The sequence below is a fragment of the Acidaminococcus sp. genome, assembly GCF_050873445.1.
Classification (GTDB): domain Bacteria; phylum Bacillota; class Negativicutes; order Acidaminococcales; family Acidaminococcaceae; genus Acidaminococcus.
Window position 1 is genome coordinate 23358 of record NZ_JBNMIU010000005.1, and the last position, 15591, is coordinate 38948.

General features: G+C 54.7%; 16 protein-coding genes. 13 read left to right on the forward strand and 3 right to left on the reverse strand.

What is annotated here, in order from left to right:
• The first annotated feature begins 13 nt into the window (after positions 1-13).
• Genes ACR0QW_RS01675 through ACR0QW_RS01685 form a run of 3 tightly spaced genes read left to right on the forward strand, consistent with a single transcriptional unit; the run spans position 14 to position 3009 of the window.
• A complete protein-coding gene (locus ACR0QW_RS01675; RefSeq protein ID WP_432641993.1) occupies positions 14-616 on the forward strand; it encodes a TRAP transporter small permease in 603 nt (200 codons plus the stop codon).
• On the forward strand, positions 616-1911 hold the full coding sequence (locus ACR0QW_RS01680; RefSeq protein WP_432641994.1) for a TRAP transporter large permease: 1296 nt from the start codon (positions 616-618) through the stop codon (positions 1909-1911). Before ACR0QW_RS01675 ends, ACR0QW_RS01680 begins: the two co-directional genes overlap by 1 nt.
• A gap of 27 nt (positions 1912-1938) precedes the next feature.
• The gene (locus ACR0QW_RS01685) at positions 1939-3009 is read left to right on the forward strand and encodes a TRAP transporter substrate-binding protein (protein WP_432641995.1); all 1071 of its coding nucleotides are present in this window, start codon (positions 1939-1941) and stop codon (positions 3007-3009) included.
• Between the two features lie 105 nt (positions 3010-3114).
• On the opposite strand, the gene aroD is transcribed toward ACR0QW_RS01685, so the two are convergent.
• On the reverse strand, positions 3115-3855 hold the full coding sequence (aroD, locus tag ACR0QW_RS01690; RefSeq protein WP_432641996.1) for a type I 3-dehydroquinate dehydratase: 741 nt from the start codon (positions 3853-3855) through the stop codon (positions 3115-3117).
• Positions 3856-4034: 179 nt separating this feature from the next.
• Between aroD and ACR0QW_RS01695 the strand changes: the two genes are divergently transcribed.
• Both ACR0QW_RS01695 and ACR0QW_RS01700 read left to right on the forward strand, forming a co-directional pair.
• Positions 4035-5675, forward strand: coding sequence for an ArnT family glycosyltransferase (locus tag ACR0QW_RS01695; protein WP_432641997.1), 1641 nt, complete (start codon positions 4035-4037; stop codon positions 5673-5675).
• Between the two features lies 1 nt (position 5676).
• Positions 5677-6168: a hypothetical protein gene (locus tag ACR0QW_RS01700; protein ID WP_432641998.1), complete on the forward strand. Its 492-nt coding sequence runs from the start codon at positions 5677-5679 to the stop codon at positions 6166-6168.
• A gap of 176 nt (positions 6169-6344) precedes the next feature.
• On the opposite strand, the gene ACR0QW_RS01705 is transcribed toward ACR0QW_RS01700, so the two are convergent.
• A complete protein-coding gene (locus ACR0QW_RS01705; protein ID WP_432641999.1) occupies positions 6345-7220 on the reverse strand; it encodes a LysR family transcriptional regulator in 876 nt (291 codons plus the stop codon).
• Positions 7221-7469: 249 nt separating this feature from the next.
• Between ACR0QW_RS01705 and ACR0QW_RS01710 the strand changes: the two genes are divergently transcribed.
• The 8 genes from ACR0QW_RS01710 to ACR0QW_RS01745 all read left to right on the forward strand — a co-directional run bounded on the left by ACR0QW_RS01710 (position 7470) and on the right by ACR0QW_RS01745 (position 14506).
• Positions 7470-8030, forward strand: coding sequence for a biotin transporter BioY (locus ACR0QW_RS01710; RefSeq protein ID WP_432642000.1), 561 nt, complete (start codon positions 7470-7472; stop codon positions 8028-8030).
• 1 nt (position 8031) lies between these two features.
• Complete coding sequence (gene hemC / locus ACR0QW_RS01715) at positions 8032-8898, forward strand: hydroxymethylbilane synthase (protein ID WP_432642001.1); 867 nt, start codon at positions 8032-8034, stop codon at positions 8896-8898.
• The gene (gene cobA / locus ACR0QW_RS01720) at positions 8888-10339 is read left to right on the forward strand and encodes a uroporphyrinogen-III C-methyltransferase (RefSeq protein WP_432642002.1); all 1452 of its coding nucleotides are present in this window, start codon (positions 8888-8890) and stop codon (positions 10337-10339) included. The genes hemC and cobA overlap by 11 nt, the downstream gene beginning before the upstream one ends.
• A complete protein-coding gene (locus ACR0QW_RS01725; RefSeq protein ID WP_432642003.1) occupies positions 10336-10914 on the forward strand; it encodes a precorrin-2 dehydrogenase/sirohydrochlorin ferrochelatase family protein in 579 nt (192 codons plus the stop codon). Before cobA ends, ACR0QW_RS01725 begins: the two co-directional genes overlap by 4 nt.
• 187 nt (positions 10915-11101) lie before the next feature.
• Complete coding sequence (locus ACR0QW_RS01730; RefSeq protein WP_432642004.1) at positions 11102-11650, forward strand: ferritin family protein; 549 nt, start codon at positions 11102-11104, stop codon at positions 11648-11650.
• Between the two features lie 100 nt (positions 11651-11750).
• Positions 11751-12380 (forward strand): lactate utilization protein, encoded by a 630-nt coding sequence (locus ACR0QW_RS01735; RefSeq protein ID WP_432642005.1) that lies wholly within the window; start codon positions 11751-11753, stop codon positions 12378-12380.
• A 22-nt stretch (positions 12381-12402) separates the two neighbouring features.
• Complete coding sequence (locus ACR0QW_RS01740; protein WP_432642006.1) at positions 12403-13440, forward strand: threonine aldolase family protein; 1038 nt, start codon at positions 12403-12405, stop codon at positions 13438-13440.
• Positions 13441-13618: 178 nt separating this feature from the next.
• Entirely contained in the window at positions 13619-14506 is an 888-nt protein-coding gene (locus ACR0QW_RS01745) for a DUF1932 domain-containing protein (protein ID WP_432642007.1), read from the forward strand.
• A 54-nt stretch (positions 14507-14560) separates the two neighbouring features.
• Here ACR0QW_RS01745 and ACR0QW_RS01750 read toward each other — a convergent pair whose 3' ends face one another.
• On the reverse strand, positions 14561-15538 hold the full coding sequence (locus tag ACR0QW_RS01750; protein WP_432642008.1) for a LysR family transcriptional regulator: 978 nt from the start codon (positions 15536-15538) through the stop codon (positions 14561-14563).
• Between the last annotated feature and the right edge of the window lie 53 nt (positions 15539-15591).

Sequence of the window (15591 nt, forward strand, 5' to 3'; positions counted from 1 at the left end):
AAGGAGAACAATCATGGAGAACAAGAAGGAAAGCAGTAAAGTAGCAAACAGCAACAAATCCATCGCTCTGATCCACTGGCTGGATCTGCACCTGGAAGAGACGTTCCTGGTGGTGATGCTGGTCCTCATTGCCTGCGTCACCATGCTTCAGGTCATTGTCCGGAAAATCCCCGGCGTGGCGTCTCTGACCTGGGCAGAAGAACTGTGCCGGTTCCTGTGGATCTGGAGCGTTTTTCTTTCTCTGCCCTATACCATCCGCACGGACAGCATGCTGCGGGTGGGAGTACTGAAAGATTTGCTGCCGGGCGGCCTGCGGAAGGCGCTGAACCTGGCGGTGGATGCAGTTACCTTGGGCTGTATGACGGTACTGGGACTGTTCGCCTGGGAGGTTGTGGGTACCATTGCGGAAAGCCATGAAATTTCGCCGGCCATGCAGTGGTCCATGGCGTTTGTGTATGGATTCATGGTCCTGGGTTTCTTCCTGGCCGCCCTGCGGGCCGTACAGCAGCTGTGGTTCCATGTGCAGCATCTGCAGGAAAGAGAACTGTCCACCCTGGAACAAACGCTCCAGGATGCGGAAACGGAAGCAGCTCTGGCACGGGGAGGGGATGACTGATGTCTGCGGTACTGATCTTTTCCGTCTTTCTGCTGGCCATCGCCCTGAGCCTTCCTATCGGTATCAGCATGATCCTGGGAGCTACGGCGCCCATTGCCCTGCTGCATCAGGGGGGCACCATGGGCCAGCTGCTGAACAATGCATTTTCGGGAGCCAATTCTACCCCGATCCTGGCTGTACCTCTGTTCATCCTGGGCGGGGTCATCATGGCCAAGGGCGGTATTTCCCGGAAACTGTTCAATTTCTTTGCGTTTTTTGCAGGCCGGTTCACTGGGGGTCTGCCCTGTGCAGTGATTCTGACCTGCCTGTTCTACGGGGCCATTTCCGGTTCAGGTCCGGCCACTACGGCGGCAGTGGGGGCCATGTGTGTCCCTTTCCTGACGGAACTGGGCTATGACAAGACCTGGAGCGCCGGATTGGTAGCTGTAGCCGGCGGCCTGGGGGTCATCATCCCGCCGTCCATTCCCTTTGTACTCTATTCCCTGGCCACAGGGGTTTCCACGGGGAAACTGTTTTTGGCCGGGATCCTGCCGGGCATTCTGGTAGGACTGGCTCTGATGGCCTATGCAGTGATCTACTGCCTGCGCAGGGGTGAAGATAAGGCCAAAGTGCAGGAGCGGATGGACGAGCTGTCCCAAATGGGTTTCTGGAACCTGCTGAAAGAAAGCATCTGGGCGCTGGTATGCCCGGTCATCGTGCTGGGGGGTATCTACACCGGTTTCACTACGCCTACAGAAGCGGCGGCGGTGTCCGTATTCTATGCGCTGCTGGTGTCCCTGTTCCTGTACCGTACCATGACCATCCACGATATCCTGCCTCTTCTGCGGGAATCCGTCCATACCTATGGAGGTCTGGCCTTCGTCCTGGCTTTTGCCACCGCCTTCGGGCGGGTACTGTCCATGACCCGGGCCACCCGGGTGGTGGAAAGCTTCATCCTGGGGAACTTCACTTCGGGCATCGCCGTGCTGACAGTGCTGGTGGTATTATTCCTGCTGCTGGGCATGGTCATGGATACGGGGCCGGCCATCATCATCCTGGTGCCGGTGCTGCTGCCTGCCTGCAAAAAACTGGGCATCGACCCGGTACACCTGGGCGTGGTGCTGGTAAGCTGCCTGTCCATTGGACTGGCTACGCCGCCCTTCGGCCTGGACCTGTTCGTGGCCGGGAACATTGCGGAAAAACAGCCCATGAGCGTGGCGAAAAAATCCGTTCCCTTCCTGTGTGCGTTTCTGGCAGCACTGCTGGGGATTACCTACATTCCCTGGCTGTCCACCTGGCTGCCCAGCCTGTGGTAACAATCAAGGCATGAGAAGGAGAATCGGATGATGCATACAAGAATGAAGAAAATCATTATGGCCTGTCTGGCGGGATTGCTGGTGCTGGGCCTCAGCGGCTGCAGCAGTGAAAAATCCCAGCCCAAGGAAGCGGGGAAGGGGGCCTTTGCCGACCTGCCCAAGGTGACCCTGGTGGGGGGCGATTCCTCCGGAAAAGGGTCCGTGGGACAGCGGTTCGGAGAGCTGGTAGCCAAAAAAGCAGCGGCCAAAACAGACGGACGCCTGAAGATCGATTACCATCCCAACGCAGAGCTGGGCGGAGATGAAGACCTGCTGCGCCAGCTGCGGGCCAATGACATCCAGCTGGTAGTGGGACAGATGGCCCCGGTGACGGCTTTCGTGCCGGAGGGCGCCGTGTTCGATCTGCCCATGGTGTTTGCTCCCTATGACAGCAAAACCATCGACCGGGTGCTCAACGGGGATGGTCCTTTCCGGAAGAAACTGGCTGATGCCTACGACCGGGCAGGACTCCATTATATGGGTACACTGCAGAATGGTACTTATCGGCTCATGACTTCCAACAAACCTGTGCGGACCCTGGAAGATTTCAAGGGCACCAAAATCCGTACCATGAGCAATAAAAACCATATGGCTTTCTGGTCAGCTATGGGAGCCAGTCCCACGCCTTTGGCCTGGCCGGAGCTGTATTTCTCCCTTCAGAGTGGGATCGTAGAGGCCGAAGAGAATGCGGCGGACAGTATCGTTTCCGCCCATTTCAACGAAGTACAGAAATACGTGGCTGAAACCAATGTGATTTTGTACGCCAACGAACTGGTGGTGAACAAAAAAGCCTTCGATGCTCTGCCCGAGGCCTACCAGAAAGCACTGGAGGAATCGGTGAGGGAAGCACTGAGCGAGCTGGCACCCACTCTGGTACAGGTGGATAAGGACAGCAAGGCCCAGCTGCAGAAAAAGGGCATGACCCTCATCACTTACCCGCCGGAATTCTACAGCGAAGTGCGGAACCAGCCCGGCGTGGTGCATCTGTACCAGCAGATCGACCAGCAGACCAACGGATTGGGTTCGCTGCTGATGCAGGAATTGGAAAAAGGGGTATAAAAAAGAGGGGGGGCTGTGAAATAATCCTTCACAGCTTCCCCCTCTTTTGGCCAGTGTCAGCTGGTTTGGGAGTGTGAAAAAGCATTTTTTCACACTCCTTTTTGATTATACCAGCGGAAATACCTGTTTCAGCAGCGTTGCCGGCAATTGTCCCGGCGCCGAGGCCGGGCCGGCGGTACCAAAGCTGACAGCACTGCCGAATCGCTCGCCGCAGATCCGACTGATGGCACCCATGGGCCCCATGCTCATGGTGATCACCGGCGTTTCCGGATGTTCCCGTTTCATGATGAGCGTAGCTTCCAGCAGGGTTAGTACATCTTCCTCTTTCTGCGGCATTACTGCATATTTGGCCAGGTCACAGCCCAGCCGCTGCATGGTACACAGGGTGGCGATGATATCTTCTCTGGGCGGGGTCTTGTGGAAATCATGGCAGGAACCCACCACTTTGACTTCGTTTTCACGGGCACAGGCCACCAGTTCCTCCATGACGTTGTGACCCCGTGACAGTTCCACATCCACCAGGTCGATGGCATGGCTCTGGATGACATCTTCCAGCAGCCGCACATAGTCTTTTGTGGCAATCTCCAGATTGCCTCCTTCCGCAGAAGTACGGATGGTGAACAGGAGGGGCAGCTGGGGTACTGCTTCCCGGAACAGGGCCAGAGGCGCCTGTAAGGATCCTGCCTGCCAACAGTCGGCACGCCATTCAATCAGGTCGCAGGGCCCCTCCTGCAGAGCTTCCAGGGCCTGGTTCAGTCCGGACAGATCCGGTGCGGTGAGGGGAACGGCAATTTTGGGATGACCTTCGCCGAAGGTCACATTTTTAACGGTAGCAATTTGGGACATGGTACGACTCCTTTTCTCTTCTAGCAAAAAGTATACGGCAAGCGGAATCAAAGTGTCAATGACAGGACTTTTCCCAGAAACAGGAGGTGTGATTTTTTTTGCATCTCCTTTCTTCTTTCCCCAATCTAGTGTAAAATAATTTAGATATGGTATTGCAACTACGATATGGAGGAAAACAGATGAAAAAGAAGTATTGGCTGGGCTTTTGGGCCGCTGCCATTTTTTTGCTGTTCTTTATGAACTCTTCCCTGCCCCTGACGGACAGCGTGGAAGGGAACTATGCCCTGACGGCCAAGGAAATGGTCCTGAGCGGTGACTGGCTGTCGCCCCAGATCTATGGCCGTTACTGGTACGATAAACCGGTCTTTGCCTACTGGATGATTGCCCTGGGCTTCAAACTGTTTGGTTTCAGCGAATTCGGCGCCCGGTTCTTTCCTTCCCTGTTCGGGCTGGGAGGTCTGTGGCTTACGGTGAAGGCCGGCAGGAAACTGTACGGAGAGGAAGTGGGCTTCCTCAGCGGTGTGCTGTTGCTCATGACGATCCAGTTCTTCACCATCAGTAAGAGCGTGCTCACAGACGGCATGCTGTTCCTGTTCATGGACGGGGCGCTGCTGTGCTTCTACCTGGGCTACAGCACGAAGAAAAAGAACTGGTACTATGGGCTGTATCTCCTGGCCGGGCTGGCTACACTGACCAAGGGGCCTATCGGCTTCCTGATGCCCGGGTTCATCATTACCCTGTTCCTGCTGTACCAGAAGGACTGGAAATGCCTGAAGAGTGCCCATCTGGCCACGGGGATCCCGCTGTTTCTGCTGGTGGCCCTGCCCTGGTACATCGCCATGGCGAAGGTCCATCCGGACTTCCTGGGCAGCTTCCTGGGCACCCAGAACGTATTGCGGGCCACGGTTTCAGAACACCCCCGGGATAATGTGATCTGGTACTATACGGCGGTGAACCTGCTGAACGCCTATGCCTGGGTAGGGTTTGTGCCGCCCATGCTGTGGAACCTGGTGCGGAAGAACGGCCGGTGGAAGTACCCGGCTCCACGGGAAGCTTTCCTGCTGCTGTGGACAGCAGCTATCTTCGTGTTTTTCCAGTGCATGGCGACCAAGTATATCACCTATACCTACCCGCTGCTGCTGCCCCTGTGCGTACTGACGGCGGATTACATCTGGAAGAAAGGCCAGAAGCTGGAACTGAAATGGATGCTTTTGGGGAATATCCTGTTCTATGGGGCTCTGACCGTGGCGGCCTGGAAGCTGCCCAAACTGGCACCCAAGGTGTTTGCCCATCCCATGAATGTATTCTACTTCATGTTGATTTACACCCTGTGCATGTGTGTACTGGGTCTGCACAAATACAAGGGCAAGAGCAACCAGGAAGTGCTTTCTACAGTGGTGCTGCTGACCATCGCTTTCCACTGCTGCAGCCTGAATCTGTTGGCCCAGCCCCTTATGTATGATGTAACAGGCAAGATGGCGGCCCGGTTCGTCAACGCCATGGTGCCGGCGGACGTGCCCATTTACATCCGGGGCGGCGGCTATCCTACTTCGGCCGTGTTCTATACAGGCCGGGAGATGGTGATGCTGGTGCCCGATGAAGAATCCGACGCCTTCCAGCCCCGGCAGGACAGCTGGTCCGCCAAGAACATCATGCCCTGGACCACCTATGGCAAGGTGAGGGAACAGACGGGCAAGGCTGTGGTGCTGGTGGATACCCATACGAAGAAACTGACTACAAAACTGGAGGAAGACTGGCCGGCTACCTGGAAGCGGATCAAGCTGCCCGGGCAGTGGACGGTCATGATCAAGGAACGGTAATATGGAAGAAGAACAACTGCAGGCGTATCTGGAAAAACAGGATTTCATCGGGTTCCAGGTCCATGAGAGGGAACTGGAAGAACCGGAGGGGACGGTGCGGTATTTCCAGCTGCTGGACTATGTGGGCCGCCATCCCCGGTGGGCCAAAAAATTCTGCAGCCGCTGGGGGCTTTCCTTCCATGAGGATTGCGGGAAATACCTGTGGGAGAACCAGGGGGCAGTGGATTTCGTAAAAAAGCTGGGGCAGGCGTTCCCGTTTTTGTTCTACCTGGCAGAGAAGGAAGGGGAGACCCTGAAACTGCTGGTGATGCTCACCTGCCGCAGCGACAAACTGGAGGGGGAGAACCTGTCCCTGGACAGGGACAAATTCAATGCTTACCTGAAACAGCAGCTGAAAGGGCTGCTGCTCATGAGTGAAAAAACAGGGCTGAGCCCGGAAAATGCCCAAAGTTTGATGCAGGGGGTCTATGAATATTTCGGATTGACTGACTGAGCAGTCAAATTCACAAATGATTCAAGACTTTGCCCTTCCTTTGACACAAGATGTGGATATACTAATAACCGTAACAGGGATTACCCCTCCTTGTTACATCTTCCCCATCAAATCATCATAAACAACTTCCTTTCAAGGAAAAAGCCTTCTGCTTCCCCAGCAGAAGGCTTTTTCCGTTAGCGTGCCACTCCATGTTTCCTGGCAAACTCCAGGAATGTGTGGATGTTTTCGAAACTGGTGGAATTTTTCAGCCACAGCATTTCGATGTCGTAATACAGAGGCGGATCCAGGGAAATGGACACCAGGTCCGGTTCCCGTTCTGCCACCGGCCGATACAGGAATCCGCTGGCTGCACCGTTCTTGATCAGCTGGATTTTGGTATACAGCTGGCTGGTAGACCAGAGGATTTTGGGTGCGCAGTGGTCTTCATGGAATCGGGCCAGGATGGTTTCCCGGAAATGCTGGCTGCCCTCGATTTCCACCAGGGCCATCTGGGATACCTGGGCCATGGAAATGGTGCTTTCTTTGGCGTAGGGATGTTCCCGGTTCACGCAGTACACAATTTCGCTCTGGCGCATGGTGCAGGTTTCCGTATTGGCCTGATCGGAGCCCAGTCCGCTGACCAGGGCGATGTCGATCCGTTCTTCCTGCAGGGCCTTCCGCAGGCTCAGGGAATTGCCGTGGTGGAGCTCCAGCCGGATTTCCGGGTATTCTTTATGGAACTGGGCCAGCAGAGGGACTTCCAGTGCCTCGATCATGGTCGGCAGCCCAATATGGATACAGGTGTTCTTCTTTTGCAGCCGGGTCATGTCATCGCTGATCTGTTTGGCCTTGTCCAGCAGTTCTTCCACTTCCAGCAGGAAATAGGACCCCTCCGTGGTCAGAGTCAGTTTCTTGTGGGTCCGTTTGAACAGTTTCAGCTCGAATTCCTCTTCCAGCTCGCGGATGGCTGCCGACACCGCAGGTTGGGAGATATGGAGATTTTCGGCAGCCTTGGTGATGCTCTGCTGTCGGCAGACTTCCTGAAAATAGTGCAGTTGATGTAATTTCATATGCTCTCCTCCCAAAACCTGGGGGTTCTCCCGGTTTGTTTATTGTCTTGTCTTAAACATATTATATACAAAATAGTCATAGAAAATAACAACATGCTTACTTATGAATAGCATAACTAATATCAATGTATTCACGGCTGAAAAGTTTGCAGGGCATCCATCTTCCCGGTGAATTTCTGGTATAATGGTGTTATTTCACGAAAGGCGGCTGCCTGCGGCAGAAAAGTGCCTTTCCGGGGAGAATCATTTATGGAACAAAAAACAGGAAACCTGGTACTGTGCGGGCTTTTTGCGGCTCTCATGGCGGTGGGGGCGTTCCTCCACATCATGCTGCCCATAGGGCCTTTTCAGGTGACAATATCATTACAGATTTTCTTTGCCATCCTGGCCGGGCTGTTTCTGGGACCGAAACATGGCTTTCTCAGCGTACTGGCCTATCTGGTGCTGGGTCTGGCCGGCGTACCCGTCTTTGCCCGAGGGGGTGGTCTGGGCTATGTACTGAAACCCACCTTCGGCTTTTTGCTGGGGTTTCTCTGTGCGGCCTGGGCATCCGGAATGCCGGGAGGCAGTGCCCGGCAGGCCGGGCTGAAGCAGCAGCTGTTGGCGGCTTTCGGCGGGGAAATGGGTTATTATGCCGCTGGCCTGGTCTACTATTATGTGATGTTCAATTTTGTGCTGCAGAATGCGGCGGGCATGGGGGTTGTCCGGCTGCTGGAAGTGTGGCTTTTCAGTACGGTGATTCCGGATTCCATCCTCTGTGTGCTGGCCGTGCTGGTGTATCGGAAATTGGGACCTTTGGTAAGGAGATAAGATGAAGAAACTGATTATTGCTACCCGGGGCAGCAAGCTGGCTCTGGCCCAGACGGAAATCGTCCGCCGATTGCTGCAGCGGGAACAAGTGGAAACGGAAATCCATACCATCACTACGGCCGGGGATCGGGATCGGATCCATGCTCTGGTGAAAATAGGAGGCCGGGGGGTCTTCGTGCGGGAAATCGAACGGGAACTGCTCAGTGGGGAAGCAGACCTGGCTGTGCACAGCGCCAAGGATCTGCCCTATGAGCTGGCATCGGGGCTGGTGATCGCCGGTACGCCCGAAGCAGCGGACCCCCGGGATGCGTTAGTGACCCTGAAGGGGAAGTCCCTCACCGGGCCGCTGGTCATCGGTACGGGGAGTCCCCGGCGGATCGTTGAAATCCGGCCTCTGTTCCCGGAGGCGGTGTTCCGGGATATCCGGGGCAACGTGACCACCAGGCTCCACAAACTGGAACGGGGGGAATACAGTGCCATCGTATTGGCTATGGCCGGTTTGGAACGGATGGAGGTAGATCCTTCCGCTTATGACATCCATCCCTTCAATGTGGAGAATGTCATACCGGCCGGGTGCCAGGGCATCATCGCTGTAGAGTGCCGCAGCCGGGACCGGGACCTGATTGCTCTGCTGCAGAAAATCAGCCATCAGATGACCTGGCGGCGGTTTTTGCTGGAACGGGAACTGTTCTGCGGCATGAAGGTGGACTGCGCCATGCCCGTGGGCATCCATGCCGATCTCCTCCGGAAGGGAGAGGTGCGACTGGGGGCCATGGTGGACGGTAAAAAAGCCTTCCGGCAGGGAAGGGAAAAAGACCATGCCCTGTTGGCGGCTTCCCTGAAAAAGGAGCTGTATAATGGAAAATAACAAGTGCGTGGGAAAGGTGTGGCTGGTGGGAGCCGGCTGCAGTGCAGGCCTGTTGACCCTGGAAGGGCTGGCACGGCTGCGGCAGGCCCAGGTGGTCCTGTATGATGCCCTGCTGGATCCGGCCATTTTGGCGGAAATCCCCGCCGAAGCGGAAATCATCCCGGTGGGAAAACGCTGCGGCCGCCACAGCCTGAAGCAGGCGGACATCAATACTCTGCTGGTGGAAAAAGCCCGGGAAGGGAAACGGGTGGTGCGGCTCAAGGGCGGCGACAGCTTTGTACTGGGTCGGGGCGGGGAAGAAGTCATCGCGCTGCAGGCCGCCGGCATCCCTTATGGCATCGTGCCCGGAGTCACTTCGGCGGTGGCGGTACCGGAGCATCTGGGCATTCCGGTGACTCATCGGGGCCTTTCCCGGTCGTTTACCGTGGTTACCGGCCATACCCGGAACGGAGACCTGGAAGACTGGCAGGCTCTGGCAGACCTGGAAGGGACCCTGGTGTTCCTTATGGGATTGGGCCAGCTGCCGCATATCTGCGGATCCCTGCTGCAGCACGGCAAAAATCCGGAGACGCCGGTGAGCGTGCTGTGCGGCGGGTACAGTTACCGGCAGCTGCGCCTGGACGGCAACCTGGCTACCATGGCGGAAAAAGCGGCTGGGAAGGCCTTTGCTCCGGCTATCATCGTAGTGGGTCCCGCAGCGGCTCTGCACCTGGAAGCGGGGGAAAAGGAGCCGGTCATGGTCACCGGAAGCCGCAGTTTCTGCAGGCAGGTGGTCCGGGCCCTGGAACCCCTGGAATGTCCGGTGAGGCCGCTGCCGGTCCTGGAAGTGGAACCGCTTATCCAGACGGTGTCTCCTTCCATAATGAGAGCTTCCTGGCTGGTGTTCACCAGCCGGAACGGGGTGCGGCTGTTCGGGCAATGGCTGCAGCTGCATCGCATCGACCACCGGAAACTGGCCGGCAGCCGGCTGGCGGCCATCGGGGAAGGTACAGCGGATGAACTGGCTCAGCTGGGTTTTGCAGCGGATCTGGTACCGGAGACGTACACGGCAGAAGCGTTGGGGAAGGTTTTGGCAAAGAACGTGGTTCCCGGAGAGCGGTGTCTGCTGCTGCGGGCGGAGGAAGGTTCGCCCGATCTGCCACGGGTACTGGAGAAAGCAGGCGTTGTCTATGAAGATGTTCCTCTCTACCGGACCCGGACCGTCCGTCCGGCGGCTATCGAAAAAACGGAGCTGGCTCCCGGAACATTGATTTTCGGCAGTGCCAGAGGAGTGCATACTTTCTTTGGGCAGTATATCCTGGCTCCAGGCACGAAGGTCCTGTGCATCGGGCCCATTACGGCAAAGGCGGCCCGGGAAGAAGGCGTCGCTGCACCTGCCTGTGCCATGGTCCATTCGGTGGCTGGGCTGGTACAGGCCCTGCAGGAGGAAAAGGAACCATGAGTTATTTTCCCTTGATGATCCAGCTGGAACAGGCACCGGTGCTGCTGGTGGGCGGTGGAAAGACGGCCCGGCGCAAGGCGTCCATATTGAAAGAGTTCGGTGCTTCGGTGGACGTGGTAGCTCCGGTCATCGCCCCGGAAATCCAGGCCCTGGGGGCCTTTTTGCACCAGAGGATTTTTGCCGAAGACGATTTGGAACGGCAGTCCTGGCGTCTGGTGGTGGCAGCCACCGACGACTGGGCTGTGAACCGGGCCATCAGCGAAGGATGCCGGAAACGGAGCATACCGGTCAACGTGGTGGATGATCCGGAGCTGTGTACATTCATCTTTCCGGCCATCGTGAAGCAGCAGGACGTGGTGTGCGCCGTCAGCAGCGGCGGCCGCAGCCCTCTGGTGGCCCAGTGGGTGAAACAGCAGCTGCGGCAGGTATTGCCGGAGAATCTGGGTACCGTCAACGCAATCATGGGCCGGTATCGCAAAAGCCTGCAGCAGGAACCGGATGCAGCGAAGCGGCGGAAAAAGTTAAGAATGAAACTGGCGGAACTGCTGGAAACGGTCTCTCCTTTCAGCCAGTGACTGGTGATGGGGTGTGGAAAAACAGTTTTTTACACTCCATAATCTTTTTTTATAAAAACTCCATAAAAAGGCTTGCATTATTTCCAGACTCTGATATAATAATAACCGTAAGAGATAATAAATATCAATAAATATCAAATCCGAAAAATATAATTCGGATTTGCAGGTTCCAAGGGGAGGAAATATCATGAAAAAATTCATTTGCAGAGTTTGCGGTTATGTCTATGAAGGGGAAGAAGCCCCGGAAAAATGCCCTCAATGTGGCGCACCGAAAGACAAATTCGATGAACTGAAGGAAGGCGTCAAGGAATACGCTGACGAACACGTTGTAGGTGTTGCCAAAGGTGTAGATGAAAGAGTCCTGGAAGGTCTGCATCAAAACTTCACCGGCGAATGCTCCGAAGTCGGTATGTACCTGGCTATGAGCCGTGTCGCTGACCGCGAAGGATATCCGGAAGTGGCTGAAGCTTACAAACGGATTGCTTTTGAAGAAGCAGAACATGCTGCCAAATTCGCTGAACTGCTGGGTGAAGTGGTAACCGACAGCACCAAAAAGAACCTGGAAATGCGGGCTGCTGCTGAACAGGGTGCCTGCGCCGGCAAGAAGGAAATCGCTACCCTGGCCAAACAGCTGGGCTATGATGCCATCCATGATACTGTTCATGAAATGGCCAAGGACGAAGCCCGTCATGGCCGTGTATTCGATGGCCTGCTGGCTCGTTACTTCGCAAAATAATTTTGGGATTTTCCTGAATCCCAACGAAAAAAGGTGTCGCTGCGGCGGCACCTTTTTTGTATGGTATAATAAACCATTATGAAACCAGGAGGAGATCGCATTGGAAGAGGCACAGAAAAAACGGAACGCGGTATTGGCACAGAAGGTGATCCGGGGACTGGAATCCCGGAATATGCACGCCTATTATGCGGAAACGGTGGCAGACGGAGTGAAGCAGGCGCTGGCCCTGATCCCGGAAGGCAGCGTAGTGACCATGGGCGGCAGCCTTTCTGTACGGGAAAGCGGTCTGGTGGAAGCACTGAAACAGGGAGAGTACACTTTCATCGACCGGGAAGATTTCGCTGACCAGGAAGAGGCACATCGCAAAGCCTATACGGCGGACTGGTACCTGACCAGTTGCAACGCCATGACCGATGACGGAGTCATGGTGAATATCGACGGGAACGGCAACCGGGTGTCGGCCATGGCCTACGGTCCGAAGCATGTGCTGTACATGGTGAGCCTGAACAAGGTGTGCAAGGGGCTGGAAGCGGCTCTGGACCGGGCGGAGAACCGGGTGGCATCCACGGTGGCCATCAAATACAAAGTCCATACGCCCTGCACGATTACTGGTCTGTGCTCCCACTGCAAGGCCATCGATACCCGCTGCTGCCAGATCCTGATTACCCGGTTTTCCCGCCTGCCGGACCGGGCTCATGTGATTTTGGTCAATGAACCCATGGGTCTGTGAAATGAAAAGAGAGGAAACGACCATGGAACCGAAAAAGATCCAGTTTGCCAGTGATTACCAGGAAGGGGCAGCTCCGGAGATCCTGGCCCGGCTCCAGGAAACCAACTGGGACCAGACGGCCGGTTATGGAGAAGACGAATATTCGGAAAGTGCCCGGAACAAGATTCGGGAAGCCTGCAAGGCACCCGATGCCGAAATCCATTTCCTGGTGGGCGGTACCCAGACCAACGCTGCTGTCATCGATACGGTGCTGCGGCCTTACCAGGGTGTAGTAGCGGCGACCACTGGCCATGTGAATGTGCATGAGGCCGGAGCCATCGAATACGGGGGCCATAAGGTGCTGGCAGTGCCGGAGGAAAACGGCAAGCTGACAGCAGTTGCCCTGGAAGCCTTTGTGAAGAATTACTGGGACGACGCCAACCGGGAGCATATGGTAATGCCCGGCATGGTGTATCTGTCCCAGCCCACGGAAATGGGGACCCTGTATACCCTGGCCGAACTGGAAGCCATCAAGACGGTGTGCACGGCGTATCAGCTGCCCCTTTTTGTGGATGGGGCCCGGCTGGCCTATGCCCTGGGCTGCCCGGAAAATGACGTGACCCTGCCCGACCTGGCCCGGTTCTGCGATGTGTTCTACATCGGCGGCACCAAATGCGGCGCTCTGTTCGGAGAAGCTGTGGTGTTTCCCGAACCCGGATTCGTGCCCCATTTCTTTACCATGGTGAAGCAGCACGGGGCATTGCTGGCCAAGGGCCGCATCACTGGCCTTCAGTTCGAGACCCTGTTCACCGATGGACTGTACGAAAAACTGGGTCGCCACGGTATCCAGATGGCCCGGAAAATCCGCAGCGCTTTGCTGGAAAAAGGCTACGAGCTGCCCTATCCGGCACCGACGAACCAGCTGTTTCTGCTGCTGGACAGGGAAAAAGCCGACGAACTGGCAAAGCAGGTAGTGCTGTGCTTCGGCACAGAGTGGCCCGACGGAAGGCTGCTTATGCGCATCTGTACCAGCTGGGCCACAAGGGAAGAGAATGTGGAGAAATTGCTGAAAATCCTTTAGTGGCAGGAATCAATCAAGTTGATCGGCCCGCTCACAGGTTGCTTTGCAAAGCAATGATGATTGCCTTTATTGAACAACAAAAAAATATTGTAGGATATTAAAATATTAACTGATTTACTTTGTCATATAGAATCTGTATCATACAAGTAACAGATCACTATAAAAGGAGGCAATCAGTATGAATATCGGATTTATTGGTTTTGGTGAAGCAGCGTTCAATATTGCACAAGGCTTGTATGGAGAAGGAGTGCGGGGTATTAAGGCTCATGATGCCATGCAGGATCATGAAGTCATGGGGAAGCTGGTCCACAAACGGGCAGAAGAATCCCATGTGACCCTGGTGGAAGATTCAAAAGATCTGGTGGACTGGGCAGATGTAGTATTTGCCGCCGTTCCTTCCACTTTTACCCTTGGAGTTTGTGATGAAATCAAAGGTCATCTGAAAAAGAATCAGCTGTATGTGGATGTAAGCGCTTCTACGCCGGCAACGAAAGTGGCAATCTGGGACCGGATTAAAGAGTCCGGTGTATTGTTCGCTGATGCGGCCATGCTGGGTTCTCTGCCCAAAAAGAAACATCAGGTTCCTATCACGGCCAGCGGCAATGGGGCCAAGGCATTTCAGGAAACCATGGCACCATACCATATGGATATCACTCTTGCCGGAGAAAAAGCCGGTTCTGCTTCAGCCATCAAACTGGTCCGCAGCATCTTTATGAAGGGGATTGCCAGCTTGATGATTGAAATGCTGGAAGGCGCCCATTTCTATGGGGTGAGCAAAGAGGTGATTGCCTCTTTGGGTAAGAGCCTTGATGGTACGCCCTTTGAATCCCATTTGAACCGTTTGGTCACTGGTACCGGGATCCATGCGAAACGGAGAGGACATGAATTGGAAGGCTCCATCGATCTACTGAAAGATGCAGGGGTGGAACCATACATGGCAGAAGCAGCCAAGAAGAGCCATGAGATGCTGGTTCCCTATAACTTTGCCGAAAAGTTTGTGGATGCAGCTCCGACCACATGGGAGCAGATTGTGGATCCGTTGCTGGAAGGAAAGAAAAACAAGTAGCATATAGAAAGACAAAAGGCTATCGCACGCACGCGATAGCCTTTTTTATGCAGCTTATCGGGAATCAGTCTCTGTGATGCGGGTCAAATCCAGGGCCTCGATCTGGCTGTAATATTCCCTGATCAGCTGGATGAAATACTGTATGTATTTGGGGTGGTATTTGTTATCATAGTAGGCCAGATATAAGTCATGGCTGACCGGATTCGATTTATAAAGGACGGGGAAGATATTCACATCAGGGGCCAGATTTTGCTGGAGTTTGTGCAGAGGCATGGTCGTGGAAAAAGTAGCACAGAGATCTGAAGAAGCTAAAGAATCGCTCATCCGCATGGAACTGGAGGAAAGATAGACTTTCGGAGTGATCCTGGCTTCTTTAAAGCAATTGGCAATTATGGTGCCCAGCTGATTGGGTGAGGTAATCAGAAAAAAAGGAAGTCTGGCGAAATCTTCCAACTGGGCCCCATGATGGGCATGTTCTTTGATGGAAGCAGCCGCCTCTCCGTAAAATTGCTGGAGCAAACGGTCAGAAACCAGCAGATATAACTGATTGGACAAGACTAGGGTGCTGGAAAGTCCTGGCAGATTTTCATTTCGTACAGAGAGGACGACATCCAGTTCTCCCTGATTCAATTTTGCCATCAGATGGCCGGAGGTATCATCGGTAAGCTGCACGGAAACCTGCGGATATTTGGCAGAAAAAGTGGGCAGGATACTGGGCAGCATGTAGTTGTAACGGACGAAACTGGCACCAAAACGGATGGTGCCTCGAGATTCATCGATAATATCAGAAAGCATTTTTTTGAATTCCCGTTCCTCCGAAAGAAGCCCTTGGGAAAATTGAAGCAGGGCTTGACCGGCAGGAGTCAGGATAAGATGGGGCTTTCGGTAGAACAGAGGGGTCCCGCAATACCGTTCCAGCCGTGCAATATGATTGGAAAGGGTCTGCTGGGATAGAAAAAGACGCTTGGCCGTCTTGGTCATGTTCAAATCCTTGGTAAGCTCCGTAAAATAATTGAGACTGTCCAAATCCATAAAAATACCTCCTTGTTCTAGCAAACAAGCGACAAAAATAATTTGTTATATAC

Coding starts and splice junctions, on each gene's coding strand:
- ACR0QW_RS01725 (WP_432642003.1), top strand. CDS start 10,336: ATGAGTTATTTTCCCTTGATGATCCAGCTGGAACAGGCACCGGTGCTG.
- ACR0QW_RS01695 (WP_432641997.1), top strand. CDS start 4,035: ATGAAAAAGAAGTATTGGCTGGGCTTTTGGGCCGCTGCCATTTTTTTG.
- ACR0QW_RS01745 (WP_432642007.1), top strand. CDS start 13,619: ATGAATATCGGATTTATTGGTTTTGGTGAAGCAGCGTTCAATATTGCA.
- ACR0QW_RS01740 (WP_432642006.1), top strand. CDS start 12,403: ATGGAACCGAAAAAGATCCAGTTTGCCAGTGATTACCAGGAAGGGGCA.
- cobA (WP_432642002.1), top strand. CDS start 8,888: ATGGAAAATAACAAGTGCGTGGGAAAGGTGTGGCTGGTGGGAGCCGGC.
- ACR0QW_RS01680 (WP_432641994.1), top strand. CDS start 616: ATGTCTGCGGTACTGATCTTTTCCGTCTTTCTGCTGGCCATCGCCCTG.
- hemC (WP_432642001.1), top strand. CDS start 8,032: ATGAAGAAACTGATTATTGCTACCCGGGGCAGCAAGCTGGCTCTGGCC.
- aroD (WP_432641996.1), bottom strand. CDS start 3,855: ATGTCCCAAATTGCTACCGTTAAAAATGTGACCTTCGGCGAAGGTCAT.
- ACR0QW_RS01730 (WP_432642004.1), top strand. CDS start 11,102: ATGAAAAAATTCATTTGCAGAGTTTGCGGTTATGTCTATGAAGGGGAA.
- ACR0QW_RS01710 (WP_432642000.1), top strand. CDS start 7,470: ATGGAACAAAAAACAGGAAACCTGGTACTGTGCGGGCTTTTTGCGGCT.
- ACR0QW_RS01685 (WP_432641995.1), top strand. CDS start 1,939: ATGATGCATACAAGAATGAAGAAAATCATTATGGCCTGTCTGGCGGGA.
- ACR0QW_RS01750 (WP_432642008.1), bottom strand. CDS start 15,538: ATGGATTTGGACAGTCTCAATTATTTTACGGAGCTTACCAAGGATTTG.
- ACR0QW_RS01700 (WP_432641998.1), top strand. CDS start 5,677: ATGGAAGAAGAACAACTGCAGGCGTATCTGGAAAAACAGGATTTCATC.
- ACR0QW_RS01675 (WP_432641993.1), top strand. CDS start 14: ATGGAGAACAAGAAGGAAAGCAGTAAAGTAGCAAACAGCAACAAATCC.
- ACR0QW_RS01705 (WP_432641999.1), bottom strand. CDS start 7,220: ATGAAATTACATCAACTGCACTATTTTCAGGAAGTCTGCCGACAGCAG.